Source organism: Sphingorhabdus sp. (assembly GCF_044354325.1).
In the GTDB taxonomy this organism is placed as follows: domain Bacteria; phylum Pseudomonadota; class Alphaproteobacteria; order Sphingomonadales; family Sphingomonadaceae; genus Sphingorhabdus_B.
Genome location: NZ_JBILAF010000159.1, coordinates 1 through 3,323, shown reverse-complemented (window position 1 = coordinate 3,323; position 3,323 = coordinate 1). Strand labels below are relative to the sequence as shown.

4 protein-coding genes are annotated in these 3,323 nt (G+C 56.4%); all 4 read right to left on the bottom strand.

Going from position 1 to position 3,323, the window contains the following annotated elements:
- A partial coding sequence (metG, locus tag ACIQ0G_RS10700) for a methionine--tRNA ligase (protein WP_397577889.1) occupies positions 1–1,380 on the bottom strand: 1,380 nt, incomplete at its 3' end.
- Positions 1,381–1,405: 25 nt separating this feature from the next.
- Entirely contained in the window at positions 1,406–2,365 is a 960-nt protein-coding gene (locus ACIQ0G_RS10695) for a DNA polymerase III subunit delta' (protein ID WP_397577888.1), read from the bottom strand.
- The gene (gene tmk, locus ACIQ0G_RS10690; RefSeq protein ID WP_397577887.1) at positions 2,365–3,003 is read right to left on the bottom strand and encodes a dTMP kinase; all 639 of its coding nucleotides are present in this window, start codon (positions 3,001–3,003) and stop codon (positions 2,365–2,367) included. Before tmk ends, ACIQ0G_RS10695 begins: the two co-directional genes overlap by 1 nt.
- Before the next feature lie 198 nt (positions 3,004–3,201).
- Positions 3,202–3,323, bottom strand: a 122-nt coding sequence (locus ACIQ0G_RS10685; RefSeq protein ID WP_397577890.1) for a lytic murein transglycosylase, incomplete at its 5' end; no start/stop codon positions are given.

Here is a 3,323-nt window from a genome sequence, read left to right as displayed (position 1 = left end):
TGCAGCGATGGCCAGTTGTGCGATGCATATGAACAGCGTGGCAAGCACGGTTTCCATGCGTTCCGGATCGGTTTTCTTGAGCGCCCACGGCGCCTGCACATCGACATAGGCGTTGCAGGCAAATACCGCCTGCATCCAGCTTTCTAGCCCCTGTGACATCGCCAAATCTTCGTAATGCGCAGGAATATGCTGGGAAACTGTCGCGCCCACCAAATCCAACAGGGCTTTGTCATCATCATTATGGCCGCGAATGGCTGGCAGATAGCCTTCGCAATTTTTGAAGATGAGCGACAATGTCCGCTGCGCCAAATTGCCGAAGCTGTTGGCGAGATCAGCATTCACGCGGGTGACAATCGCTTCGGGGCTATAGCTGCCATCCTGACCGAAGCTGACTTCGCGCAGCAGGAAATAGCGCAGCGCATCGACGCCAAACAGCTCCGCAAGCTGCATCGGGTCAACGACATTGCCCAAGGACTTCGACATTTTTTCGCCACGGGAAAGCAGGAATCCGTGCCCGAACACCTGTTTAGGCAATGGCAAGCCAGCCGACATCAAAAATGCGGGCCAATAGACGGTGTGAAAGCGGACAATGTCCTTGCCAATGATATGGACATTGGCCGGCCAAAATTTGCGCCATTCCTCGGTATCGTCGGGAAAGCCAATCGCAGAAATATATGTGGTTAGCGCGTCCAACCAGACATACATGACATGATTTTCGCTGCCGGGAACTTTGACGCCCCAATCGAAACTGGTGCGCGAAACGGACAGGTCTTTCAGGCCGCCCTCAACGAACTTAACTGTTTCATTTTTCCGGCTGTCGGGTCGGATAAAATCAGGATGCGCGGCATAATAATCGAGCAAAGGCTGTTCATATTTCGAAAGCCGGAAAAACCAGCTTTCCTCGACAGTCCATTCAACAGGCGTGCCCTGCGGCGAAAGCTTCTGGCCCCCCTCGCCCTCGGTCAGTTCGGTCTCGTCATAATATGCTTCGTCGCGGACCGAATACCATCCTTCATACCGGTCAAGATATAGGTCGCCGGCGGCTTCCAGCCGTTTCCAAATGGCTTGGCTGGCCTTGTGGTGATGGTCCGACGTCGTGCGGCAAAAATGATCAAAGGAAATATCAAGAGTGCTGCACATTTCCTTGAAATAAGACGACATTTCATCGGCAAGGTCGCGCGTGGCCTTGCCGGCTGCCCGTGCCGTCTGGTCCATTTTCAGGCCATGCTCATCGGTGCCAGTGACGAAGCGCACATCACGGCCCATCAACCGCTGGAACCGCGCAATTGCGTCGGTTGCGATCGCTTCATAAGCGTGACCGATATGCGGCTTGCCATTTGGATAGGCTATGGCGGTGGTAATATAAAAAGGTTCAGACATGTGGACTCTTGTATTTTTTGGCTAATTAGCTCGCCTTATGCGCTTGAACCGATGCCAGCAAGCTTCCCATTTGAAAGACGACGCTCTGCTTGTCCAAACTTAACGCGATGGCGCGTGCGGCCAGCCCACTTGCGGCCTCCCACGCATCAATCCCGGCGCGCACCTGACCGACACCGAGCATCCGCGTATGTTCTGCGATCAATGCAGGCGCGCGGCGTAGAAAGGCTTCATATCTCGGCTGCGCGGCCTTGAGCGACAGCTTTTCGGCCAAAGCGATGCGTATGGCATTATCCCGGTCGCCTGAGCGTAAAATGGACGCCATGGCATCTTCCAACTCGTCGAGCCTTAGCCCAAGGAAATCCAGCGCTTGGCCGGGTGCCCCGTTGCCCAACCGCACCAGCGCATCAATATCGGGCTGGCTCGCCTCGGGCGCGGCGCGTTGCAAGGCCTCGGCCATATCTGCGTCACACAAGGGTTCAAAGCGCAATATCTGGCAGCGTGAGCGGATGGTTGGCAGCAAACGGTCGCTGGCATGGCTGACCAAAAAGAAAAAGGTCCCAACGGGCGGTTCTTCCAAAGATTTCAACAATGCGTTGGCACCGCCGCGTTCAAGGTCGTCCGCAGAATCAATAATGATGGCGCGCTTATCGCTGAGCCCCGGACGCGATGTCAGTACCTGCTGAACACTGCGGATCTGATCCACCGTTATGCTGCGTTTGAGCTCGGTTTCATCGGTGACGTCTTCATCGTCCTTGGGTGCTTCTTTCGGAAGCCGCTTCACCCACAAAATATCGGGATGGGAGCCGCGGGCAATGAGATTTGCGTGCACATGCGTTGGGTCAACAAGCGCGGACGACGCTTTCAACGCGAATGCAGATTTGCCAAGCCCCCTCGCCCCGGCCAATATCCAGCCATGGTGCGTTTTCCCGCTGTCGCAGGCTTTGGAAAACTGGCGCCATGCCTTGTCATGGCCGACATAGTCCATCAGGCTGGTTCCACCAATAAGTCGGATATCTGCGCCACAAGCCGCGCTGTCACGTCCTCAGCCGTTCCTGACGCGTCCACCAGACGCACTCTGGGTTCGCGCTCGGCATACCCCACAAATGCCATATCGACCTCGGAATGAAAATCCTCTGCCCGGCCCTGAATACGGTCGGGACGGTTCTGGTCCCTCGTCGCTGCGCGCTGTGCAGCTTCTTTCGGATCGAGGCGCAACACCAATGTCCGATCGGGCAAAAGGCCGCGACTGCCGATGCCATGCAGCGTCATGATGTCATCATCCGACAAGCCGGAGCCTGCACCTTGATAGGCACGGCTGCTGTCGATGAAGCGGTCCGCAATGACCCATTTGCCGCTTGCCAAGGCGGGTTCGATTAAACGTTCGACATGGTCGCTGCGCGCTGCGGCAAATAACAACGCTTCTGCGCGCGGGGCCCATCGTTCTGCGGTTCCGCCCAGCAACAGTTGCCGGATGACCTCCGCACCCTCTGTCCCGCCCGGTTCGCGCGTTAAAATCACGTCGTGCCCATGGCTTCGGATCATGTCCGCAAGTGCGTTGATCTGCGTAGACTTGCCCACGCCCTCCCCGCCTTCAATCGACAAAAAACGACCGCGCGCGGTCATGCGGCCACCAACGAACGCAAGCCATTAAGGGCGCGCGTTAAAAAGCCTGCTCGGGCTAGTGATTCGTCAGCCAATAAGGGCATGATTTGCTCTGTTCCGTCCTCATATTTCGCGACAAGCCGTGCACGTGCACGCCCCGCTTAATAGGTGCCTTTAACGGCCCCGTATAGCGTGCGCACCTATCGAACGATAGCTGGGTTAATTCCGAACCGCATCAGCCAATAACCCCACCGACAGTGCGTAAAAATTTGAACAGTTATAGTCCAATATCACGCGGTAGTTTCCGCCCAGTAGATATGCAGTTTGGCCGACGCCATCGG